Raw genomic sequence first — 22207 nt, forward strand, 5'->3', positions numbered from 1 at the left:
ATAAAGCTGCGCTGTGGTGGGAGGATGATCTGATGACGCCAAGTGTGGACGTATTTCTGCGGGGGCCCCGGGGGCGCCGTCTGTGCCTCGAACTGGCGATGCAGCTGGATCCGGAGGTCAAAACGGCGGCCTTCTGGTTGGGATACGAACTTGATAGTGGACCGGGGACCTCGCGGGTCCTGCTGAGCGCTGCTGCCTCCGGGGAGACCGCGATGCCGGCCTTTGCCGCGTCACCAGAACAGCTGGCTGCCAGGCTCGCCTCACTGGATTTTACCGACCTTGACAGCGACCTGGTGCAGGCGGCCCTCGAGCGGTCCGTGGACGCTGCAAGGTACTGGCAGGCACCCGATGGAGAGGACGTGCTCGCGGATCTCCCGGGTGTGACGGCGGCCCTGTCGCCCGTCGCGGAACAGGTCATGGCGCTGCCCGACATCCAGTGGTTCTGGCAGCCTCGCCGGGCGGAGCAGTGGGCCATCGACTGGCGATCGACAGACGGCCAGGCACTGCTGCCGAAGAATCCGCGACAAACACTGGCTGGGTGGGGCCGAGACGAACGAGCCGGTGAATTGCGGGCCGCGCGCGAACGCCCGGGCGACCCTCGCGCCAACTGGTCAGGAACCTGGTGGTCGATACCGCACGGGCTAGTCCACACCGTTGGGCAGGTCCCGGCCGCACTGAGCCTCGTGGAAGATTCCCTGGGGTGGGAGCAGGCGACCACGGTTCCAGTTCAGGGAGCGGGCCGGACACTTGAGATCGGCACAGCAAAAGACTGGATAACGCTGTGCCGCAGGTTCCCAATGGAGGTCACTGCATCCCGGCGACACGACTGGTTCCGCCTGACTGGACGCGACGGCCGGTGGGTCATCCCGGATTGGGAACAAGTGGCAGGGGAGTGGGACGCCGCGCACCTCTCCGTCCTGGGTTACCTCGACGGCGCGACGCGCCCACTACAGGTCGACGCCGAAACGGCGACGGTCATCGCCGGATGGGCCCCGGACAGCACGATCTGGCTGACAGATGTCTCGCACGAATCGGGTGGCCCGCGGCAGGCATGGCACCGCGCCTCGCACGGCGACCCCTGGACTCTCGCGCCGTAACAGTCGAACACCGACAGGTTTCGGCCGTCACCGCCAGATTTCGGCGACCAGCTCCGCGAGGGCTCTGCCCTGGCTGTAACCAGCTCGAGCCGCAGGCGGACGCAAGGACAGATCCATCGCATTGGCGCCGAACATGTGCTCGGCGGCGCTATCCGGGAAGATAGTTTGGACCCTGCTGCCCCCGGCGCGCAGTTCGTCGACTTGGGTGGCGAGATCCATGCCCCACTCGAGCGGCATCCGCGACCTGCCGCCGAAGGGTGACAGCACCAGCACAAGCCCGTATCCCGCCGCCAGGTCGGCGTTCTCACTGCGTCGATAGCCGCCGTTAATGTACCGGCTCCCGCCGATGCGGTAGCCGTTGCTGGTGCTGGCGGCGACGGCGTCCACCAGATCGATTCCGCTGTGGCGGTCGAACACGACCGGTGCCCCGGTATCCGCATCAACAGCCGCGATCAGCACGGGCTGTTGCGGCCAGTGCCGGCTGGGAAGCCGGGCCGCGACGATGTCGCGCCAGCGCATCTGGGCAGAGCCGTCCGAAGCTTCCATCTCGAGTGCCGCGGCGCCCATCCTGCGGCGCATGTCGGTGGCATCCGCAGCAGAACCAATGATTCCGTTGGACCAGTCCAGATAGGTCTGCCCCGAGAAATTCGGAGCGCGTCCCCTGTCCGGTCCGGAGTGGCCGGCTTGTGGCCGAGGCACCTCGGCGAGGATGGCGGCGTACAGTTCGGCCGGCCGTGTCCCGCTGGTGATCTGGGCAGCCACTGTCGATCCTGCCGATGTCCCGATGATGAGATCGGCCTCGGTGACATCGATGCCGGCATCGGACAGGCCGGCGATGAGACCGAGTTCCCACGCATTGCCTGCCGCTCCGGCGCCGGCGAGCACCAAGGCCCGCGTGTGTGTGTTGCCGGTCCGTCGTGCGGCGCCGGTCTGTTGGCCGGGAACGGGCCAATTTCCGGGCTGTGGTGTCCGCGTCACTGCAACGGCACCGGATGCGGTCGTCGAACGGATGCGCGGAGTTGAAGAAGATGTTGTGTTCATGGGAGTCGCCTTTCGCGAATTTGCCTTGCGGCACTCCCGGAGACGACTACTTCAGTCGCGCGACCGTGGACTTCGGGGGAGCGCCCATTACGGAAACTGCGTTCATGGGTCTCACCTCCTGAAGATTGATCACGATCACCGGAAAGCTATCACGCCGGCAAGGCGGGGCACAACGGGCTTCAAGCCGCCAGAGCGAGCACCGGCTGAGTCGCCACACGCACCGGCAGCAAGTCTTGCCGGCGTAAGCGCGATGTGCTCACCACCCGGCCGTGCCCGGGCCGCCCTTGAAAGGACCAACGATCTGCGTGGTGATCCAACCGCCGTAGAAGTCACCTTCCTGGAAGGTCACCTGCTCGCCGTCGACTTGGCAGGAGTCCATGTGAGCCGGGTAGAGGGCCACCCGGGAGCTGAGCGCCCCGAAACCCAGGGTGGGTTCGGGATAGGTCCACCCGCCACGGGGAACGACGACTCCGCCGGCAACGACGTCGAAGTAGTGCGCTTCTCCCTTGAACTCGCAGAAGCTGGTGCCCCCGACCGGGACGAGTACACCGGCAGGGAATGAGTCCAATGGCAAGTAGTAGACAGGCGGGTGACTTGTCTCCAGGACGCGCACCGCATCGGTGGTGTCGGCAATCACCTGCCCGCCAAGCCGCACGATAACCCGTTCGGATCGGGGCTCCACCCTCGGCGGCCGCGGATAGTCCCACACCGATTCTTGGCCCGCCTTGGGTTTGATGGGCTGGGGACGCCGGAAAAGGCCTGAAGAACCGTGTGCAGGAGTCATGTCCCCATGGTGCCATCTTCTGCTGGGATCCCACCGTGAGCGCGACGCAGCCGTGCGTTCGCGCATCCGCCGACCGCGAGCCAGCCGCTAGTCGCCGGCGGCTTCGCGGCCGCGGCGCACGATCAGCCGGTCGGGGCTGTGGACCACTGACGTGTCCTTGTCCTCGTAATCGAACTGGTTGAGGAAGTAGCGCATGGCGTTGATCCGACCCCGCTTCTTGTCGTTGAACTTGATGGTGATCCACGGCGCATGGTCCGTGTCGGTCCGCAGGAACGTCTCCTCCTTGGCGGCCGTGTACTCCTCCCACCGGTCCAGGGAGGCGAGATCGATGGGCGAGAGTTTCCAGCGCCGCACCGGGTCGATCTGCCGGATCGCAAAACGGGTGCGCTGCTCGTGGCGGGTCACCGAGAACCAGAACTTGGTCAGGTGGATCCCGGAATCCACCAGCATCCGCTCGAAGAGCGGGGCCTGAACCATAAAGGTGTCGAACTCCTGCTCCGTGCAGAAGCCCATGACCCGCTCCACATTTGCCCGGTTGTACCAGGAGCGGTCGAACATCACGATCTCCCCGGCCGTCGGCAGGTGCTGGATGTAGCGCTGGAAATACCACTGGCCCAGTTCACGGTCAGAGGGTTTACTCAATGCCACTGCCCGGGCCGAGCGGGGATTCAGGTGCTCGGTGAAGCGCTTGATTGTTCCGCCCTTGCCGGCCGCATCCCGGCCCTCAAAGACGATCACGTGCCTGAGCTCCTGGTCCTGGCCCCAGTACTGGAACTTCAGCAGTTCAACCTGCAGCCGGTATTTCTCCAGCTCGTACTCTTCGCGGGACATCCGTTGCTCGTAGGGGTAGTCTTCCCGCCACGTCTGGACGGCCGAGCCGCCGGGGTGAATCAGTTCCGGATCTTCGCCTTGCCCCCCGCGCACCGTGTACCCCATCTCCACCAGGTGGTCGATGGCCTCACGCAGGTTTTCCCGGAGCCAGCCCTGGTCCTCGGGTGTCCATGTCCTGTCCGCCGGCGTCATCCCGGCCCCCTTCCGGCCCCCTCGAACCAGCTGCCGGCCTTCCAGATGCCGGCGGTGTTCGATGCTCAACTGCGTTCATAGAATGCGACCAGCCTAAGCCGACAAGTGGAGCTCACGATAGGGACGGGCTGGGGGATACTTTCCGCCACCTGACCCGCCGGCAGGGACTACCTACCCTTGCGTGCCGGTCGGGCCGGGTCGATGGTTCGCTTCAGAAGAGCGTGATGCCGGTGAGTTCGGCCAGTTTGTCGGTGAGCTTGTCCTGGAAATCAGCGTCGGTGACCTCCGGGGCCGGTTTCCGCGGCCGGCGGTGGTGCCAGTACATTCCGGAGACCTGGGCGACCGGGTCAGGGCTGACGGCGAGCCAGCCCTGGGTGTCCTGGCCCAGGGCGAGGTCGTCGGGGGCGCCGGCGCCGCCCATCTTGGTGGGCACCCAGCCGGGGTCAACGGAGTTGCTGAGCACGTTGGTCCACTGCCGGGCGACGGCAGCGGAGAGCGCGGAAACGTAGAGCTTGCTCTCGGAGTAGGCGGCGCTGGCGTCCCAGCGCCGTCGGGTCCAATCGATGTCCTGAAGGTTTCCGCCGGCCGCGCGGTGCATCCCGCTGCTGAGGTAGATCAGGCGGTGCGGCCGCTCGATCAGCGCGGTGAGAATGTAAGGGGCCAGAACGTTGATGGCCAGGGTGCGGGAGTGTCCCTCCGGGGTCGCGACGCGCCCCGGCGAGAGGTAGACGCCCGCGTTGTGGATGACGGCGTCCATCCGCCCGTGAGCGTTCACCTGCGCGGCCAGTTCCCGGGTTTCGGAGGCCCTGCTGAGGTCACCGATCACGATGCCGATGGCAAGCGGCGCGAGTTCTTCGAGGGTGGCGGCGCGTTCCCTGGAGCGGGCGTGCAGCAGGACCTCGTCGCCGCCGTTCAGGAGCGTCCGGGCGGTGGCGAGGCCAAGTCCGTCGGTGGAGCCTGTGATGAAAATGCGAGCCATGAGGATGGTCCTTTCTTCACCGTTACGTATGAAGGTTGCTGCTTGCCACTTGATGGCCTTAGCTGGGACGGGTCACACTCAAGAATGAACGCCCTGCGCCCTCATCTAGGCGGATTCGAGAACGTTCTTGAGATTGGTCAACTGAGCGACCTCGGCATTCATGGTGCGGACAATCACCGGGCCCACGAGCTTCATGAGTCCCTTGGGCTCCAGGTCCAGGCTGAAACGAACGGTCGTTCCGCCCGGCGCTTCACTGAGCCGGTACGCACCGGCCGGACGGGCCGGACCGGCCACCACCTGGAAGCCCAGGAGCTTTCCGGGGTCCGCCGCGGCGATTTCATAGTCCCCGACGATCGGCCGGCCGCCGGGGCCCGAGAGGGTCTGGCTGTACACGGCACCGAGGTCCCCGGGTGTTCCACTCTTCAGTGCTATGTCCTGAACCCCGGAGCGCCATGCGCGGTTATTCAGCCCATCCGCGAGGAACGCATAGACGTCCTCCGGTGATCGGGTGATGGTGGTCTCGTTCTCGGCGTGAGCCATTGCTACCCCTGCTGGTTTTAGTCCGGACGCGTCCAGGCCGGTCGATCGATGTTGTCCATACAGTCCGGCGTGCGCCGGCATTTAGCGGATTGCTTCTTCAGGCTCTTCAGCCATGGGGCTCAGGGTCATCCGGGTGGTGACCAGGAGAGATCCGAGCAGGGATCGGGCGGCCGCGAGCAGCACATTAACCTCAGGGCTGGCCAGTTCATAGAACAACCTGCCCTCGCGCCGTGAGGGGACAATCAGGCGCTGTCGGCGGAGAATGCTCAAATGTTGGGAGAGGTTCGACGGCTCAAGGCCCGTGTTGTCGCGCAGTCGGCTTACGGCAACTGGTCCGTCGGCGAGCATTTCCAGCAACTGGATTCGGGCAGGGTGGCCCATGGCCTTGAAAAGTTCTGCCTTCACATCGGTCTGGACCGGACTTGCAGGAAGATCATCCGGCATCGGGGCCTCCCTCCTTCACATTCAACTATTCTGAACCGCGCGTCTGTGCAGACCCCGGCGACAGGAAAACTAGCACGTGCAAGACAGAAAAGTCTGTCTTGCACACCCCTGATTTGGTCAGCCCGCTTACATATCGTAGCGCCGGACCGCTGCAGTGTCGTCGCCGCCGCCGGACAGGGTGGTACCTCTTGCGCAGGTGAGTTGCATAGTTCAGACTTTCATGAATTCATCAATTCGATTCGGCCGGTACGAGTGACTGGCATCGTTCGGGTGGATTCAGGCTGTTCCCGGTGACAACGGTGTCGCCGGGAACAATCGGGTCCCGGCTTCCAGGAGGGTTCTATGACAGGCATGTTCGAACTGTTCACCGATTCCGACACGTCCTACCGATTTCGACTGACGGCCCCGGACGGGACCGTCATGGCCCTCTCCAGGCCCTTTCCAGACCTGCCGGCGGCGGTGGCCGGGATCGCAGCAGTGCGGGAGTACGCCGGCATGGGGCTGGTCTCGGAAATTTCGGCACCGCGAGATGACGCGCTGCTCCAGTCCGCAGCCGAGGGCATTCCCGTGGAACCCAGCGCGCAGAGGCGCGGAGTTCACGAGGCGCACGTGAAGGGCCAGCGCGCCCGGGCGAGACCGGCCCGCGGCTGGGCGCCCAGGTCTCCTGAAGGGCCGCCGCGCCTCCGCATCCCGTCCGCAGCGCGCTTCTTGGGCCGACTCGCAGGGACCCGGAACCAGCAGCTGATCGTGCGGTGGCGGCAGGCGTTGGAGACGCGGACTGCGCAGGTTGGGCTCAGCTCGTGCTGACCGTGTCCCGGGACAGGGCGCCCGCCGCCGCCGGCGGGCCGGGCAGGCAGGCCCGACCATGACTGAGTTGAAGGCGTTGCAGGCCTATTCCAGCGCGCTGGCCACCGAGGGCTGCCTCGCCGGGACCTTTCGCTACGATGCTGCCTCGGCGGAGCTGCAGTGGTCCGAGCAGATGTACCAGATCCACGGTTATCACCGCGGCGAGGTGGTGCCCACGGTGGGTGTTCTTATGCAGCACGTGCATCCTGACGACCGGAAGCCGTGCAGGGAAATCTTTGAGGATGTGTGCCGTGGCGGAGGTTTTTTCGCCAATTATCATCGTCTCTTCGACGCACGCCGGCGTGAACGCCGCGTCCTGACGGCGGGGGAGGGCGTGCTGGACAGTGACGGGAAGCTGCTGTTCGTCGACGGGTTCATCCTGGACCTCACCAGAACAGTTCAACTTGAAACGGACCGGTCCGCCCGCGAGGCCGTCGCCGGAGCCATCGGCACCCGAGGCCTTATCGAACAGGCCAAGGGCATCCTGATGGGAATACTCCACATCGGTTCCGACGACGCCTTCGAACGGCTTTCCGCCTACAGCCAGCACCACAACATCAAGTTGGCCCACACGGCTTCGGCCATCGTCCGGCTGGCCAACAGCACGCACGAATCCGCGACCCTCCGCAGCTTCGTCCACGCACTGGACGGTCGTTTCTCACAACGCCGCGATGGCGACCGGGTTCTGCATCCCTAGGTGGGGGTAAGGCGCCGGGCGGATCCTCGGCCGGCCCGCCGGCGTCGTGCTGGCCGAAAGCGCCGGGGGGAATCCTGGGGAGACTGATAGCACACTCCGAGGCAGACCGGTCTGTACGCCTCGGTCCGGTGTAAAATTTTTTTATCATGACTGTCAACGACGCCGAGGGTCCTACGCTGCTGCCCGCCACAGCCATGGCCGGACGCGACGAGCCGGTGGACCGTATCCTCGCCACTGCTTACGAGTTATTCTCCCGCCGCGGCATCCGCGACGTAGGGGTCAATGAGCTGATCAGCAGTTCAGGGGTATCCAAGGCAACCTTCTACCGGCACTTTCCGTCCAAGGACGCCCTGGTGCTGGCCTTCCTGGAACTCCGCGACCAGGTGTGGACCGTGGACCTGATCGTGGCCGAGGCCAGCCGGCGGGGCAACACCCCCGAGGAGAGGCTGCTCGCCGTCTTTGACGTGTTCGGTGACTGGTTCCAGCGCGAGGATTTCGAGGCGTGCTCGTTTATCAATGTGCTGCTGGAAATGGGCGCCGGGCACCCGCTGGGCAAGGCGAGCATCGATTACCTCAGCCGCATCCGCGGGCATATCCAGGCACTGGCCGAGGAAGCCGGGCTGGACCGCCCCGAGGAATTTGCCCGGTCCTGGCACATCCTGATGAAAGGCTCCATCATTTCCGCCACCGAAGGGGACGCGCTGGCCTCCAAGCGCGCCCAGCAGATGGCGCGATGGCTCATCGAGCACCACCGGGGCCTCTAGCCGCTGCGCCCGGGGGAGTCCCCGTCCCGGTTACCGGCATCTCTTTAACCCGGGACGCGGTAACCCGGCACGCGCCATAGCGCCCTGACAAACCGCTCCGACAACAGCTGCGCCATGCCCGGGCCGCGATCCGCAAGAGTGCCGGCCTGCATTCCCTGACCCCTCTGACTGCCGGGCACTTGCGGAATACGTTAGTGATCACTAACGTATTAGTTGTGTTGGATGCCTTGGAGATTGCTGCGGAGCCGAATCGGCGACGCCTGCTGCATCTTCTCGCCAGCCACGAACAGGCTGTCGGGGAGCTGGCCGCCCATTTCACGGTCAGCCGCTCCGCGGTGTCCCAGCACCTGCTGCTCCTGGAGCAGGCCGGCCTGGTATCTGCCCGCAAAGAGGGCCGGAACAGGTACTACCGACTCGACCCGGGCGGCATGGGCCGGCTGCGTGACCTTGTCGAACAGTTCTGGACCTACGAACTGGACCTGCTGGCATCAGATGCGGCCGCACTTGCCGCCCAGCGTCACCGGCCCCCTCAACATCACACGACCACTTTCGATGCTTCGCCTCAAGACAAGGGACCACTCTCATGACGTTCGATAAAACCATTCACCTGCCCGTCAGCGCCGACGAGGCCTTTGCGCTCATCACCGAGCCGGAACGTCTGCGCCGCTGGCAAACGGTGGCGGCCCGCGTTGACCTTCGGATAGGCGGCGACTACCGCTGGACCGTCACTCCCGGCCACCACGCCGCCGGCACATTCCAGGAGATCGAGCCGGGCAAGCGCATCGTCTTCACTTGGGGCTGGGAGTCCGGAATGGACCTGGCGCCGGGCGCGTCCACCGTGACCATCACGCTGGAGCCCGACGCCGGGGGCACCACGCTCCGCCTGGTCCACGCCGGCCTCAACGCCGAACAGGCCGCAGCACATGCCGAAGGCTGGAACCACTACCTGGACCGCCTGATCGCCGAGACCTCCTCCCCGGACGGCGCCGGTCCGGACGCATGGTCGGCCGCCCCGGACCCGATCGATCACCTCAGCTCGGCCGAGGCTTCGCTCGCCCTGCTCCTGGGCGTGCTGCGCAAGCTCACCCCGGAGGACCGTGAGAAAGCCACTCCCTGCGAAAATTTCACGGCCCACGAGTTGCTGGAGCACCTGGCCGGTTCGCTGAAGCAGATCGGCGGGGCGCTGGGCGCGGACGTAAGCGACGACGCCGGGGCGGGCCCGGAAGTTCGCATCGCCGGACTCGCGCAGGCCACCCTGGAGGCGTTCAGCCGCCGCGGCTTCGAAGGCACCATCGACATGGGCTTCGCCGAGCTGCCCGCGACCGTCGTCGCCGGGATCGTCAACCTCGAGCTGCTCGTCCACGCGTGGGACTTCGCGAAGGCCACCGGCCAGGAACTTGTAGTTTCCGACGTCGTCACGGATCACGTTGAGGCCCTGGCCTTGGTGACCATCTCGGACCAGGTCCGCGCCAGCGGCAGCTTCGCCGCTGTCCAGCCGGTCGCGGAGACTGCGAGCAGCCTGGAGCGCCTGATCGCGTTCACCGGCCGGACCGTCGCCGTCTGAAGTTTTCCAACCTAAGCCCGTCAAGACCGCCAGGAAAGCAGGAGCAACATGACCAAGTTCGTCTTCCTCTATCACGCCCCGATGACCCCCGCCGAGGCCGCGCCGCCCGCGCCGGATGACATGGCAGCCGCCATGGAACAGTGGAACAACTGGGCCGCCAAGGTCGGCAACGGCCTGATCGACTTCGGAACGCCGCTGGCCAACGGTGTCCGCGTTTCCGCGGGCGGAGCCACTGCGCCAAGCCAGCGTGAAGTCGCCGGATACAGCATCATCGAGGCCGACAGCCTTGAGGCGGCCGTGGAACTGGCCAAGGTGCACCCGCACCTGAACATGCCCGGCGGCTGCGAAATCGAGGTTCACGAGGCGCAGCAGATCCCCGGAATGTAAGCAGCGGCTCGGCCCGATGATCAAGGCGTGTTCGCCGCTGCTTAAGAGCAGCGGCGGACACGCCTTTATTCGTCCTGTTGTGCGCCTGGTCGTGCTGGGCCCTGACCGCCGGTACCGCGCCGGCGCGCAACATTCGGCCACATCTCCAGCAATCTTTCGTCCCATGCACGACAGTGGCGCGGCGCCGGCCCCTTCACGCGCCGTCGCCGGGCGTCACCAAGACTTCACAGTGCCGGGCCGGTGTGGCACGGGTGTGTCCCAGGATGGGCGCAAATGACCGCGTGAGTCTTGCCCTGTTACGGACTGCTTCGCGCTGCGTCCGATCGGGTACCGGGGGTGCGTCCATGGCTGTTTCCGTCGCCGGATTACGCGCGGTTTCCTCGGGTGTCGAGGCACCTGCGGAACGGATTCGACTCTGCTCTGATGGTGGGCACGGTCCGGTAGCCCCGGTCCGCACCATCGAATCCAGAAAGAATCCGCTATGAAAAACCGACACTTACCCGCAGGACTTTTCTCCACCTTGGGCGTTGCTGCCGCCGTGGCGGTCTCGCTGGTGGTCTCCGGTTGCGGCGGCCCTGCGAGCGCCCAGTCCCCGGCCGGAAATACCCCCGGGGCACCCGAAGTGACCGAACTCCGCTACGAGGGCTCGGCCAACAACGTGAGCCTGCCGGAGCTGGCCGAGGACCTCGGCTACCTCGGCGACGTCAAGCTGAACTGGGTGGGCAACACCATCAGCGGGCCGGCGAGCATCCAATCAGCCGCCACAGGAGCCACCGACTTCGGCGGCGCCTTCTCCGGGGCCGTGGTCAAGCTCATCGAAGCCGGCGCGCCGGTCACTGCGGTGATCAACTACTACGGCGAGGACGAGAAGACGTTCAACGGCTTCTACGTCACCCAGGACAGTCCGATCCGGACGCCGCGGGATCTGATCGGCAAGAAAGTCGCCGTCAACACCCTGGGCGCCCATGCGGACGCCGTGATCAACAGCTACCTGAAGAAGAACGGACTGTCGCAGGAGGAAATCAGGCAGGTCCAGCTCGTCGTCGTTCCGCCCAATGACACCGAAGAGGCCATCCGCCGCGGCCAGGTCGACGTCGGTGCGCTCGGCGGAGTGCTGCAGGACAACGCTGTCGCCACGGGCGGCCTGCGGTCCCTGTTCAGCGACTTCGAACTCTTTGGAACCTTCGCCGGCGGCCAGTACGTCCTGCGCAAGGACTTCATCGAGAAAAACCCGGAAACCACGAAGATCTTCACCACCGGTGTGGCCAAGGCCATCGAATGGGAACGCACCACCCCCCGCGACGAGGTGATCGCGCGGTTTACGAGCATCATCAACAAGCGTCAGCGCTCCGAAAGCACCGCGGCGTTGAAGTACTGGAAGAGCGTCGGAGTCCCGTCCAAGGGGGCCATCAGCGACCAGGACTTCACCCGCTGGTCAGCATGGCTGAACGACACCGGCATCGTCAGCGGCGGGATCACCCCGTCCAAGTACTACACCAACGATTTCAACGGACTGCTGAACGGGGCGGCATCATGACCCGCGGTACCGGACCGACGCCGAAAATCAGCCTCCGCAACGTCGGGAAACAGTTCACCGTCCGGCCCAGCAAGGACCAGCCCGAGGGCTCCACCCTGACGGCGCTGGAGGGCATCACCCTGGACGTCGCCGCAGGCGAGTTCATTACTCTGGTCGGACCGAGCGGCTCCGGCAAAACCACCCTCCTGGACCTCCTCGCCGGGCTCACCCGGCCGGACGCCGGCCAGGTGCTCGTGGACGGCAAGGAGGTGACCGGGCCAGGCCGCGACCGTGCAGTCGTCTTCCAGCAGTACGCCCTTTTCCCATGGCGCACCGCGGCCGCCAACGTCGCCTTCGGCCTCGAAGGAACCGGCAGCGACGGGCGCCGCCCGAGCCGGAGGGAACGTGCCGACAAGGCCCGCCACTACCTCGAGCTCGTCGGCCTCTCCGGGTTCGAGGACCGGTATCCCCATGAGCTATCCGGCGGCATGAAGCAGCGGGTTGCCCTCGCACGGAGCCTCGCGTACGAACCCGACGTCCTGCTCATGGATGAACCGTTCGCAGCGCTGGATGCCCAGACCCGGGAACAGCTCCAGGAGGAACTCCTGCGCATCTGGCGCTCCACGGGCAAGACCATCATCTTCATCACCCACGGCATCGACGAGGCCGTGTACCTGGGCCAGCGGGTCGCCGTGCTTAGCTCCCGACCCGGCCGGCTCAAGCAGATTGTCGACATTGACCTGGGGGAGCGGAGCGGTGACCGGGACGTCCGCTCCGACGCCGTCTTCGTCGAACACCGCCACGAAGTCTGGTCGCTGCTGCACGACGAGGTCCGGAAGGCCCAGGAAGCCGGGCACGCCAAGATCCGGCCCGACGGGTCCGCGCCCGACGAGGCACCCCAGCTCAGCAAGATCGAGCTCAGCAAGGGAAGGGCAGCCTGATGACCGCACCAACACTGACCAAAGAGACCACCGCGCCTGCCGCTCCTACCACCCCTGCCGCGCCCGCAGCCGACGCCGGGCGGCCCTTACAGCCCGCCGCAACCCGACGCCTTCCCGCCCTGGCCCGTTCCGGCGCCCGCAGGGTCGGGCGCGGGATCTGGGCCTCGGGCGCCATTGTGCTGTTCCTCCTGCTCTGGGAACTGGGGCCCACCTACCTCGCCTCGGCCTCGACCAGGGTATTCCTCCCGCCGCTGCACGAGGTCCTGCGGGCACTGGGCTCCCTCATCGACAAGGGCCACCTGCAGAACCATCTGGCAGCCAGCCTGACCCGCTCCGCCAGCGGCTTCGGCATCGCCGTCGTGGCCGCCGTCGCCCTTGGCCTGCTGGTCGCCTGGTACCGGTCCCTTGACCGGTTCCTCAACCCACTGCTGGAGGTCTTCCGGAACACCGCAGCACTGGCGCTGCTCCCGGTCTTCACCCTCCTGCTGGGGATCGGGGAGACCTCCAAGATCAGCATCGTCGCTTACGCTGCGTTCTTCCCCGTGCTGCTGAACACCATCGCCGGCGTCAGGACCGTCGACCCGCTGCTCGTCCGGGCCGCCCGCTCGCTGGGACTCTCCAACTTCCGGCTGTTCCAGAAGGTCATCCTTCCCTCGGCGGTGCCGACAATTTTCACCGGAATCCGGATGGCCGGAACGTCCTCGATCCTGGTGCTCATTGCGGCGGAGATGGTCGGTGCCAAGGCCGGACTCGGGTACCTGATCGTCAACGCACAGTCCAGTTTCCTGATCCCGGACATGTACGCCGGGATCCTCACCGTCTCGCTGCTCGGCCTGCTGGTCAACTACCTGCTGGTCGCCGTCGAACGGCACTTCTCCCGGTGGCGGACCGCCGTCGGATCCCAGTCCAATTAACCCCCACAGACCAAAGGACACAACCACCATGTCGACAACCACCGAAACCCGGCTCGAATTCCGGCAACTCAGCGCCCGCATCGGCGCCGAGATCCGGGGCCTGGACCTCAGCAATGACCTCAGCGACGCCACCATCGCCCAGATCCGTGCGGCCCTGAACACCCACAAGGCCCTGGTCTTCCGTGACGCCAACGTCCACGACGACGAAGCCCAGGTCCGCTTCGCCGCCCGCTTCGGCCCGCTCACCCAGGCACACCCAACCGTGGCCTCCGTCGAGGGCAAACCTGCCGTCCTGCCGGTGGACAGCGAAAACGGCAGCGCGAACAACTGGCACACCGACGTCACGTTCGTCGTGAACCCGCCGCAGGCCTCCACCCTGCGCAGCATCACCTTGCCGGCCTACGGCGGCGAGACCCTGATCGCCTCGGCCGCCGGAGCCTACACCGATCTGCCGGAGGAGCTGCGGAACTTCGCCGACACCCTGTGGGCCATCCACACCAATGATTACGACTACTCCGTGCCGAAAAACCTCGAGCACGCCAACGCCGGTGAGCGGCGGAAGGAATTCACCCGGATCCACTTCGAGACTGCCCACCCCGTGGTCCGGGTCCACCCACTGACCGGCGAGCGCGGCCTCTTCATCGGCGGCTTCGCCCAAAGGCTGCGCATCGTGGGACTGTCCAACACCGAATCCAAGGACATCCTGCGGCTGCTCCAGGCCTACGTCACCCGTCCCGAGAACGTGGTCCGCGTCAACTGGGAACCGGACCAGCTGGTGCTGTTCGACAACCGCATCACCCAGCACTACGCCCCGGACAACTATGACGGCCAGCCCCGGCAGCTGAACCGGGTCACGGTGGCCGGCGACGTACCCCGCGGCGTCGACGGACGCAGCAGCACGTCCATCCAGGGCGATTCATCCGTCTATTCCGAGACGGTGGAACTGCGGGCCGACGTTCCCGGAGTTCAGCTGTGAGCGGGGCACGGCAGTTGCACCTGAACGCGTTCCTGATGAGCACCGGTCACCACGAGGCCTCGTGGCGGCTGCCGGAAAGCGACAGTTTCGCCGGGACGGACGTCGCGCATTTCCAGCAGCTGGCCCGAACGGCGGAACGCGGCACGTTCGATTCGATCTTCTTGGCGGACTCACCGGTGCTGCACGGCGACGTCGGCCAGCGGCCCTACGGCACACTCGAGCCGACCGTCCTGCTCGCCGCCATCGCCGCCGTCACCGACCGCATCGGGCTGATCGCCACGGCGTCCACAACCTACAACGACCCCTACAACCTGGCCCGCCGGTTCGCTTCCGTGGACCACATCAGCGGCGGCAGGACCGGGTGGAACGTGGTCACCACCGCCGGAGACGCCGCCGCGAGGAACTTCTCCCTGCCGGACCAGCCGGCCCACGCGTTGCGGTACGAGCGGGCCGCGGAATTCCTCGACGTGGCCCGCAAACTCTGGGACAGCTGGGAGGACGACGCCGCTCTCGGCGACAAGGAAGCCGGGACCTGGGGAGACAACACCCGGGTCCACCCGGTCAACCACTCCGGCACGTACTTCAGCGTCCAGGGGCCGCTGGACGTGCCACGCTCCGCCCAGGGCCACCCGGTGATTGTCCAGGCCGGCTCCTCAGAGGACGGCAAGGACTTCGCCGCCCGCTACGCCGAAGCGGTGTTCACGGCGCAGCAGACGCTGCCGGACGCTCAACGCTTCTATGCCGACCTGAAGCGGCGAACCGCCGCCGCCGGCCGTGACCCGGGAACGATCAAGGTGCTCCCGGGCATCGTTCCCGTCATCGGCTCCACCGAGGCCGAGGCGCGGCGGCTGGAGCAAGAACTCGACGAGCTTATCCACCCGGAGCACGCCAGAAGGCAGCTTGCCGGGGTGCTGCGGGTCCCCGCAGCATCCCTGGCCCTGGACGCCGAGCTGCCGGACGACCTGCCCTCCGAGGACGAGATCGAAGGGGCCAAGAGCAGGTACACGCTGATCGTAGACCTCGCGCGGCGGGAACGGCTGACCGTGCGCCAGCTCATCGGCAGGCTCGGCGGCGGCCGCGGCCACCGCACCTTCTCTGGCACCCCTGGGCAGGTGGCCGACGCAATCCAGGAATGGTTTGAGGCCGGGGCGGCGGACGGCTTCAACATCATGCCGCCCGTGCTTCCGTCCGGCCTGGACGCCTTCGTGGACCACGTCATCCCGATCCTGCGGGACCGCGGACTCTTCCGGCGCGCATACAGCGGACGGACGCTCCGCGAACACTACGGGCTGCCCCGGCCGGCCAACACCTTCGCCTCGGCTGCCCGCAGCAGTCCGGCGGGCCCGGGCCCGGCGGGATCCCAGGACCCCACGCCGGTGCCGGTCGACGAGGTCCCGGGACTCCGTTCGGCCTGAAGGACTTGGTTCACATGAGGCAGCGACGCGCGCAATGGTGTACGTTGGCTTCCCGTCAGAACTAAACACAGGAATGAGAGTCACCCCCGTGGCAACCGATTACGACGAAGTCCGATCCGACGTCAAGGAGTCGCAGGATAATTCCCTGCAGGCACTGCAATCCGCCAACGCCCCGGATGCCCGCAGCGTTGTCCGTGAACTGGATGAAGCCGACGCTTTTGACGATGCGATCAGCCCGGGCGGGGAAATTGTCGCCGAGGAACTCGTCGTGCAGGTCATCCCGCAGGCGCAGGACGAATTCACCTGCTACTCCTGCTTCCTGGTCCGGCACCGGTCCCAGGTTGCACGCGAAAAGAACGGCCACGCTTACTGCGTCGAGTGTGTTGGCTAGGGCCATGGCCTCCCGCGTGTCCGGCGCCGGGGCGGTTTTCCGTGCCGCGCCGGACACGCGGGCCAGCACCGTCGCCGGCCGGCCCGCTTAGTCCATGCTCCGTCTGAAACGCCTTGCCGTGCTCGGCCTGTTTGTATTTTGCGTCATCACCGGGTTCTTGTTTTGGGTCTTCCGGTTCTCCGGGGCGGAGACCCGCGTGGCCCTGCCTGCGCCACCGCGGGCAGAGGCGAAACTCGAATCGCTGTCCGCCGGCATCACCTCCGCCGTGAACATCACCCGGAGCGCGGACGCCGAGTGGCTCACCCATGCCGCCGCGCAGACCGGCATCCCCGCCCGGGCGCTCCAGGCCTACGTGGCGGCGGCCACTGCGGCCAACACATCGGCCCCCACCTGCGGGATCGGCTGGAATACGGTGGCAGCGGTGGGCTTCGTCGAATCCGGCCACGGAACGTACGGCGGCGGCAGCCTGACCGCCACTGGTCAGGCGAGCGGGCCAATTGTCGGTCCGAGCCTGAACGGTGACGGCTTCGCCGCGATCCCTGATTCGGACGCCGGAGCCCTGGACGGTGACGCCCGGTGGGACCACGCCGTCGGACCCATGCAGTTCATTCCCTCCACGTGGCAGATCGCAGGCCGGGACGGGAACGGGGACGGAACAGCCGACCCGTTCAACATCGATGACGCCGCGCTAAGTGCCGCCTCGTACCTGTGCGCACACGGTGGTGACCTGACCACCGCCGCGGGCTGGGCCGACGCGATCTACTCCTACAACCAGTCCGATCCGTACGTGGACCATGTCCGCGACCGGGCCACTGCCTACGCAGCACAGTCGGGCACTCCCGGATAGCGCCACCGTGCAACTCGACTTAGTCTCCGGACACCTTGCCGGCTCCCATAGTGATTGGCAGCGGCCGGCCGCGGTCCGGCCGGGCCCTAAGCCCATGCCCTGGCAACCAGGTCTCCTGTAGGACCGAGAATGAAGTCCACATTGAGGGATGCGCTGGGCCCCTCACCCATAGAGATCTTCTGGTCGAAAGACCCAAAGGTTGCCGGCAAGAAGTACCCCACGTTGTCCCAGTAATACTGGAAGACATACAGGAGGGGATCTTCGATCGTATCCAGGTCCTCCCCAAGGCGGTACACAACAATGGCCTTCCGGCGGACCTCTTGCGAATTCGAGCACCAGGGCAGAATCAGCCCTCCCGCATTAGCCATATTTCCAGGCGGAACCTGATCCGTTTCCCTTGGAATGATCCCCGAGGGATCGCCCGGGCCAAAGAGGGGATTCCACTCAAGGTCCTCGTAGAACAGGTTCACGCCCACATCGGCTGGCTGTCCCGGCAGACGGGTTCGGTTGGTGAGCCTTTCCAAGCCTGAATTCCACAGTAGTGGTCCTCTGCGGTCCTGGGCACCGTACGAAACTTTCTTCCGCGACGCGGAAGTGGACGCCAGCGCCGCCTCTTTGGCGGCCCTGGCCGCAGTTACCGTCTTTGGGCCTGGGGGCGGTTGCTCGAGATCCATCCTTACTTCTCCTGTCCAAGAGGTGACCGGAGCGCTCCCGTTGTTGACCGCAAGCGGCTCCGCCTGGGAGGGGCTCAAGGGATGCAATATGCTCCGCCGTGCAGCGGTTGTTGCGGCATGAGGGCTGGGCCCGGACGGCTATCGGCCATCTGAGGAATGACTCTCGTGTGAACTTTGCGTCCGGTGCTTGCCATGCGTCAAGGGACTATGCGAAGTGGCGGTGTATTGTGATCGCTCTTTGCCGCTCTTTGCCGATGACGAGGATGCTCGCGGCGGCTCCCAGACCGGCGCCTCTGTCATCGCCAGCCTGCCGTCAGGGCAGAATGGAAGGCATGACATCTACGACGTTCGCCCTCATCCGCCATGGCCAGACGGACTGGAATGCACAGCGCCGGCTGCAGGGATCCACCGACATTCCTCTGAACGACGTCGGCCGCGGTCAGGCTCGCGACGCCGTCGCCGTCCTGTCCGGCTATGAATGGGACGCGATCGTGTCGTCACCGCTGAGCCGTGCCGCGGAAACCGCCGATCTCATCGCCGCCGGGCTCGGCCTCAGCGTGGCCCGGCGCGTGCCGGAGCTCGCCGAGCGCAGCTTCGGACCCGCGGAGGGCCTTCAGGACGGTCCTGAACTGGACGCACTGCGCATCCCCGACGGGTTCCGCGGCGCAGAGAGCGAGGACGAGGCCGCCGGCCGAGGGTTGGCCGCGCTTGAGGCGCTGGCCGAGGAGTTCCGTGGCCGCCGCGTCCTGGCCGTCGCCCATGGCACGCTCCTGCGCGTGAGTCTCAGCCGCGCCGTCGGCCGCACCCTGGACAGCATCGACAACGCTGTGCTCAACCTGGCCCACCACCATGCCGTCGACGGCTGGCAGCTCGAATACTTCAACGGCGAGCGGGCCATGGCTGCCGTTTAGGGCTGCCGCTCAAGGATATGTTGGTATCGCGATGTACTGGTTGATGTTCGTTGACTGGAAGGTCGCAAAAGCCAGCGTGGTGTGGCCACCCTCCGGGTCACCTACCACAACCGTTTGGTCGGAGGGATTCAGACCCAGCAATGCGTAGGAATGGTCGGAGACCAGCTCGCCGTCGGAGTTGGACGTCCCAAAGGTCACGAGGCCTTTCGTGAAATCCTGCTGCATCTGCTCAAAGCTCACTCCCGTCATGGGGCCGCCGGGGTTGCGGTCGACGCCCACTTCGCCGGTGATGGCATAGAGGGCATTGTGTACATCATGATCCTGGGCGTTGCTGAGGTCGGTGCCATCGATGCCGTTGTAGCTGTTGCCGTTCGCGGCCGCCCACCCTTTCTCGATAATCGCGGCCCATGACACGTTTTTGCCATCGATATTTTCGATGCCGTTTTCGAAGGGCTTGCCGCGGCGGTACGGAAGATCACCGTTGACCGTGACCGTCACCGGATTGGACACCCCGTCGTACTTGCTGTGGAAGGAAATGGTGTAGGTGCCGTTGCCGTTGTCATGGACCATGTTCAAGACGGTCGCAGGGGCCCGTGACGCCACTGTCATCAACGCTGCGAGGAAATAGCAATCGCCGGCGTCACCCTGCTTGATATTCGTCAAGTCTCCGGAGAGATCCGGGTTTCCGGAATCATCAAGCGCAAACAGAACCTGATTCGGGACCTTCTGGAAAGCCGCACGTCCCGATACCGAAGGATTACTCACCGGGGCCCCGGACGCTCCCGGAGGCGGCGTGACCGGTGACCGGGTAGTCACGATCCACGCAATTCCAAGAATTACCATCACCGCCACCACTGAGAAAATGACGGCGGCGCGAATTTTTGCCGGCCTGGATCCTGCACGTTCCATGTTCCGAGCCCTCCCGTCCTGCGGGGTTCCAGCCCCGCAACGGCACCGCCGCGGCAACCTTCCGGGGGCTGCCGCCGTCGGGTCTCTCCCGGTTGATCAATTCATCAGCTGATCAACAGCTTGCCGCAGGCAACCAGTCTGGGGCAAGGGGCAGCGGGCGATTCACAGGTGAGCACCGGACGCTCACCGGCGTGCGCGGCCACGGTGCAGTCGTCTGTTTTCGTCGCCAAGCCGCTTATTGCCGCGGGCGGCCGAACCGCCGACGTATGCTGAATCGCACAAGCAACGGACAGGAGGCCGAGGTGGCCCAGACGATGGAAACCGGAACGACGGCGGCCGAGGTGATGGCCGAGCTGGCTGACCTCGAGGACCCGAGGATCCGGGACGTGAACGCCAAGCACGGTGACGACCACGGGGTGAACCTCGGCAAGCTGCGGGCGTTGGCCAAGCGGCTCAAGACGCAGCAAGAGCTGTCCCGTGAGCTGTGGGGGACCGGTGATACCGCGGCGCGGCTCCTGGCGCTCCTGATCTGCCGTCCGAAGGCTTTCGACCGTGATGAGTTGGACGCCATGTTGCGCCAGGCGCACACTCCCAAGGTGCAGGACTGGCTCGTCAACTATGTGGTGAAGAAGAACCTGCATGCCGAGGAACTGCGCGTGGCCTGGTTCGCCGATCCGGACCCGCTGGTGGCAAGTGCCGGCTGGGCGCTGACCACCGACCGCGTTGCGAAGAAGCCGGAGGGCCTCGACCTGCCAGGACTGCTCGACATCATCGAGGCGCAGATGAAGGACGCCCCGGACCGCTTGCAGTGGGCGATGAACCACTGCCTGGCCCAGATCGGGATTGAGCACCCCGCACACCGCGCCCGCGCGATCGGCATCGGCGAGCGCCTCGAGGTGCTCAAGGATTACCCGACGCCGCCGAACTGCACCTCTCCGTTCGCGCCGATCTGGATCGCCGAAATGGTGAACCGACAGGACGCCAACTAGGACTCAGGGCGGGGGGCCTTTTACCCGCTCACCCTCATCGAGCCGCCGCACCAACCTGCGGATCACCCGTGACACCACGAAGGCTTGACGTGACACCACCGTGGTGTCACTATGGTGGCATGGAACTCGGACAATACGTCAACGACCTGCAGCGGCAGCTAGTGGATGCCGCGGAGAACGGCTCGGAGGACACCCGCGCCGTGGCCGAGCGGCTCGCCGCCGGACTGGACGCCGCGACCCGGCTCGTGCTCCTCGACGTTCTCTCGGCTGCAGTCGGCGAGATCACCCGCGACCTCGCACCCGGATCAGTCGACATGCGGCTGCGCGGACGCGACGTCGAGTTCGTGGTGACCCAGCCGAACCCGGAATCTGACACCGACGAGCGGCCGGCCGCACCCCTCGACCTCGACGACGCGAGCACCTCGCGCACGACGCTCCGCCTGCCGGATGCCCTCAAGACGCGGGTGGACGAGGCCGCGGCCGCTGACGGCCTGTCCGTCAACACCTGGCTGGTCCGCGCGGTCGCAGCCGCTCTCCAGCCCAAGCAGCGACGATCCGCGCAGCGCACGCTGCGCACCGGCGACAACTTCGCCGGCTGGGCGCGCTAAACCGCCCACCGCACCACACCCACCAACCACGCGGACCCGCGGGGTCGATCAAACACACCCAAAAGGAAGGCGCCAGCATGCCCACCTACGACACCCCCACCCCCATCGACCTCGCCATCAAACTGCAGGTCGGCGCGATCGAAATCATCGCCACTGACCGTGACGACACGGTCGTGACCGTCTCGCCGACGAACCCCGCGAAGGCAGTCGACCGCCGGGGCGCGGAAGAGACCAAAATCGACGTCGACGGCCAGCGGCTCATCATCACCGGCCCCCGGCCCCGCATCAGCTGGATCGGCCCAACCGAGTCGGTCGATGTGAAGGTCGAGCTGCCTGCCGGGTCGCGGCTTACCGCCGAGATCGGGGTCGGCGGCGTGCGCGCCGTCGGACGCCTCGGCGCAACCCGGATCAAGAGTTCGATGGGCCGCGTTGATCTCGACTCCACCGGCGACCTGTGGCTGCGCGCCTCGCACGGCAACGCGACCCTCGGCACCGCCGAGGGCGGGATCGAGATCACGGCCGACCACGGTCAGATCCGGATCGGCAAAGTCACCGGCGACGCGATCCTCAAGGCGTCGCACGGCACCATCCTGATCGGGGAGTCCGGCGGCGACCTTGAAGCGAAGCTCTCCTACGGCGACCTCGAGATCTCGAAGGCACTCGGCTCTGTCGCGGCGAAGACCGCCTACGGCAGCATCCAGCTCGCAGAGGTCTCGAGTGGTTCCATCCAGGTCGAGAGCGGCTTCGGTCAGGTCACCATCGGCGTGCGGCCCGGCGTTCCCGCCTGGCTCGATCTGTCCTCGAAAGAGGGGCACGTCCGCAACCAGCTGGACAGCGACCGCGCTCCGGACGCGTCCGAACAGACCGTCGCAGTGCGTGCACGCACCCAGCACGGCGACATCAGCATTCAGCGCGCTCAATGACTCCGGGCCACCAACAGAAGGGAACCA

26 protein-coding genes are annotated in these 22207 nt (G+C 66.1%); 18 read left to right on the forward strand and 8 right to left on the reverse strand.

Features of this window, described 5'->3' with window-relative positions:
* Positions 1 to 32 precede the first annotated feature (32 nt).
* Positions 33 to 1097 carry a hypothetical protein gene (locus tag AC1DGD_RS02775; protein ID WP_476855814.1) on the forward strand — a complete coding sequence of 355 codons (1065 nt, stop codon included), beginning with the start codon at positions 33 to 35 and terminating at the stop codon, positions 1095 to 1097.
* A 27-nt stretch (positions 1098 to 1124) separates the two neighbouring features.
* On the opposite strand, the gene AC1DGD_RS02780 is transcribed toward AC1DGD_RS02775, so the two are convergent.
* The 6 genes from AC1DGD_RS02780 to AC1DGD_RS02805 all read right to left on the reverse strand — a co-directional run bounded on the left by AC1DGD_RS02780 (position 1125) and on the right by AC1DGD_RS02805 (position 5908).
* A complete protein-coding gene (locus AC1DGD_RS02780; protein ID WP_476855815.1) occupies positions 1125 to 2138 on the reverse strand; it encodes a patatin-like phospholipase family protein in 1014 nt (337 codons plus the stop codon).
* A gap of 256 nt (positions 2139 to 2394) precedes the next feature.
* Entirely contained in the window at positions 2395 to 2922 is a 528-nt protein-coding gene (locus AC1DGD_RS02785; protein WP_476855816.1) for a DUF427 domain-containing protein, read from the reverse strand.
* A gap of 87 nt (positions 2923 to 3009) precedes the next feature.
* On the reverse strand, positions 3010 to 3945 hold the full coding sequence (gene ppk2, locus AC1DGD_RS02790) for a polyphosphate kinase 2 (RefSeq protein WP_028276283.1): 936 nt from the start codon (positions 3943 to 3945) through the stop codon (positions 3010 to 3012).
* Positions 3946 to 4156: 211 nt separating this feature from the next.
* Positions 4157 to 4924, reverse strand: a complete 768-nt coding sequence (locus AC1DGD_RS02795; RefSeq protein ID WP_476855817.1) for an SDR family NAD(P)-dependent oxidoreductase — start codon at positions 4922 to 4924, stop codon at positions 4157 to 4159.
* A gap of 105 nt (positions 4925 to 5029) precedes the next feature.
* A complete protein-coding gene (locus AC1DGD_RS02800) occupies positions 5030 to 5464 on the reverse strand; it encodes an SRPBCC family protein (protein WP_476855818.1) in 435 nt (144 codons plus the stop codon).
* 81 nt (positions 5465 to 5545) lie between these two features.
* Complete coding sequence (locus AC1DGD_RS02805) at positions 5546 to 5908, reverse strand: ArsR/SmtB family transcription factor (RefSeq protein ID WP_028276286.1); 363 nt, start codon at positions 5906 to 5908, stop codon at positions 5546 to 5548.
* A gap of 342 nt (positions 5909 to 6250) precedes the next feature.
* On the opposite strand from AC1DGD_RS02805, the gene AC1DGD_RS02810 reads away from it, so the two are divergent.
* The 13 genes from AC1DGD_RS02810 (at position 6251) to AC1DGD_RS02870 (ending at position 17166) form a co-directional block, all read left to right on the forward strand.
* The gene (locus AC1DGD_RS02810; protein WP_476855819.1) at positions 6251 to 6715 is read left to right on the forward strand and encodes a YegP family protein; all 465 of its coding nucleotides are present in this window, start codon (positions 6251 to 6253) and stop codon (positions 6713 to 6715) included.
* A gap of 58 nt (positions 6716 to 6773) precedes the next feature.
* Positions 6774 to 7451, forward strand: a complete 678-nt coding sequence (locus AC1DGD_RS02815; RefSeq protein WP_476855820.1) for a PAS and ANTAR domain-containing protein — start codon at positions 6774 to 6776, stop codon at positions 7449 to 7451.
* Positions 7452 to 7597: 146 nt separating this feature from the next.
* On the forward strand, positions 7598 to 8215 hold the full coding sequence (locus AC1DGD_RS02820; protein ID WP_018772833.1) for a TetR/AcrR family transcriptional regulator: 618 nt from the start codon (positions 7598 to 7600) through the stop codon (positions 8213 to 8215).
* A 194-nt stretch (positions 8216 to 8409) separates the two neighbouring features.
* Positions 8410 to 8802 carry an ArsR/SmtB family transcription factor gene (locus AC1DGD_RS02825; RefSeq protein ID WP_476855821.1) on the forward strand — a complete coding sequence of 131 codons (393 nt, stop codon included), beginning with the start codon at positions 8410 to 8412 and terminating at the stop codon, positions 8800 to 8802.
* Positions 8799 to 9779: a TIGR03086 family metal-binding protein gene (locus AC1DGD_RS02830; RefSeq protein WP_476855822.1), complete on the forward strand. Its 981-nt coding sequence runs from the start codon at positions 8799 to 8801 to the stop codon at positions 9777 to 9779. Before AC1DGD_RS02825 ends, AC1DGD_RS02830 begins: the two co-directional genes overlap by 4 nt.
* A 48-nt stretch (positions 9780 to 9827) precedes the next feature.
* On the forward strand, positions 9828 to 10166 hold the full coding sequence (locus AC1DGD_RS02835; RefSeq protein ID WP_476849201.1) for a YciI family protein: 339 nt from the start codon (positions 9828 to 9830) through the stop codon (positions 10164 to 10166).
* A 481-nt stretch (positions 10167 to 10647) separates the two neighbouring features.
* The gene (locus AC1DGD_RS02840; protein ID WP_476855823.1) at positions 10648 to 11703 is read left to right on the forward strand and encodes an ABC transporter substrate-binding protein; all 1056 of its coding nucleotides are present in this window, start codon (positions 10648 to 10650) and stop codon (positions 11701 to 11703) included.
* Positions 11700 to 12623, forward strand: a complete 924-nt coding sequence (locus AC1DGD_RS02845; protein WP_476855824.1) for an ABC transporter ATP-binding protein — start codon at positions 11700 to 11702, stop codon at positions 12621 to 12623. The genes AC1DGD_RS02840 and AC1DGD_RS02845 overlap by 4 nt, the downstream gene beginning before the upstream one ends.
* Entirely contained in the window at positions 12623 to 13537 is a 915-nt protein-coding gene (locus AC1DGD_RS02850) for an ABC transporter permease (RefSeq protein WP_476855825.1), read from the forward strand. The genes AC1DGD_RS02845 and AC1DGD_RS02850 overlap by 1 nt, the downstream gene beginning before the upstream one ends.
* 28 nt (positions 13538 to 13565) lie before the next feature.
* A complete protein-coding gene (locus AC1DGD_RS02855) occupies positions 13566 to 14513 on the forward strand; it encodes a TauD/TfdA dioxygenase family protein (protein WP_476855826.1) in 948 nt (315 codons plus the stop codon).
* Entirely contained in the window at positions 14510 to 15928 is a 1419-nt protein-coding gene (locus AC1DGD_RS02860; RefSeq protein ID WP_476855827.1) for an LLM class flavin-dependent oxidoreductase, read from the forward strand. Before AC1DGD_RS02855 ends, AC1DGD_RS02860 begins: the two co-directional genes overlap by 4 nt.
* Positions 15929 to 16016: 88 nt before the next feature.
* Entirely contained in the window at positions 16017 to 16319 is a 303-nt protein-coding gene (locus tag AC1DGD_RS02865) for a DUF4193 domain-containing protein (RefSeq protein ID WP_028276296.1), read from the forward strand.
* A gap of 94 nt (positions 16320 to 16413) precedes the next feature.
* The gene (locus AC1DGD_RS02870) at positions 16414 to 17166 is read left to right on the forward strand and encodes a lytic transglycosylase domain-containing protein (protein WP_476855828.1); all 753 of its coding nucleotides are present in this window, start codon (positions 16414 to 16416) and stop codon (positions 17164 to 17166) included.
* A gap of 86 nt (positions 17167 to 17252) precedes the next feature.
* Here the strand turns inward: AC1DGD_RS02870 and AC1DGD_RS02875 are convergent, their stop codons facing one another.
* Entirely contained in the window at positions 17253 to 17690 is a 438-nt protein-coding gene (locus tag AC1DGD_RS02875) for a hypothetical protein (RefSeq protein WP_476855829.1), read from the reverse strand.
* A 482-nt stretch (positions 17691 to 18172) separates the two neighbouring features.
* Here AC1DGD_RS02875 and AC1DGD_RS02880 point away from each other — a divergent pair, with 482 nt between their 5' ends.
* On the forward strand, positions 18173 to 18751 hold the full coding sequence (locus AC1DGD_RS02880; protein ID WP_230009858.1) for a histidine phosphatase family protein: 579 nt from the start codon (positions 18173 to 18175) through the stop codon (positions 18749 to 18751).
* A gap of 9 nt (positions 18752 to 18760) precedes the next feature.
* Here AC1DGD_RS02880 and AC1DGD_RS02885 read toward each other — a convergent pair whose 3' ends face one another.
* Positions 18761 to 19660 carry a C2 family cysteine protease gene (locus AC1DGD_RS02885; RefSeq protein WP_476855830.1) on the reverse strand — a complete coding sequence of 300 codons (900 nt, stop codon included), beginning with the start codon at positions 19658 to 19660 and terminating at the stop codon, positions 18761 to 18763.
* 314 nt (positions 19661 to 19974) lie between these two features.
* Between AC1DGD_RS02885 and AC1DGD_RS02890 the strand changes: the two genes are divergently transcribed.
* The 3 genes from AC1DGD_RS02890 to AC1DGD_RS02900 all read left to right on the forward strand — a co-directional run bounded on the left by AC1DGD_RS02890 (position 19975) and on the right by AC1DGD_RS02900 (position 22180).
* Positions 19975 to 20649: a DNA alkylation repair protein gene (locus AC1DGD_RS02890; protein WP_476856037.1), complete on the forward strand. Its 675-nt coding sequence runs from the start codon at positions 19975 to 19977 to the stop codon at positions 20647 to 20649.
* A 119-nt stretch (positions 20650 to 20768) separates the two neighbouring features.
* Positions 20769 to 21257 carry a histidine kinase gene (locus tag AC1DGD_RS02895; RefSeq protein ID WP_476849190.1) on the forward strand — a complete coding sequence of 163 codons (489 nt, stop codon included), beginning with the start codon at positions 20769 to 20771 and terminating at the stop codon, positions 21255 to 21257.
* Positions 21258 to 21334: 77 nt separating this feature from the next.
* Positions 21335 to 22180 (forward strand): DUF4097 family beta strand repeat-containing protein, encoded by an 846-nt coding sequence (locus tag AC1DGD_RS02900; protein ID WP_476855831.1) that lies wholly within the window; start codon positions 21335 to 21337, stop codon positions 22178 to 22180.
* Positions 22181 to 22207: the final 27 nt, after the last annotated feature.

Source organism: Arthrobacter sp. 05T45, assembly GCF_056395875.1.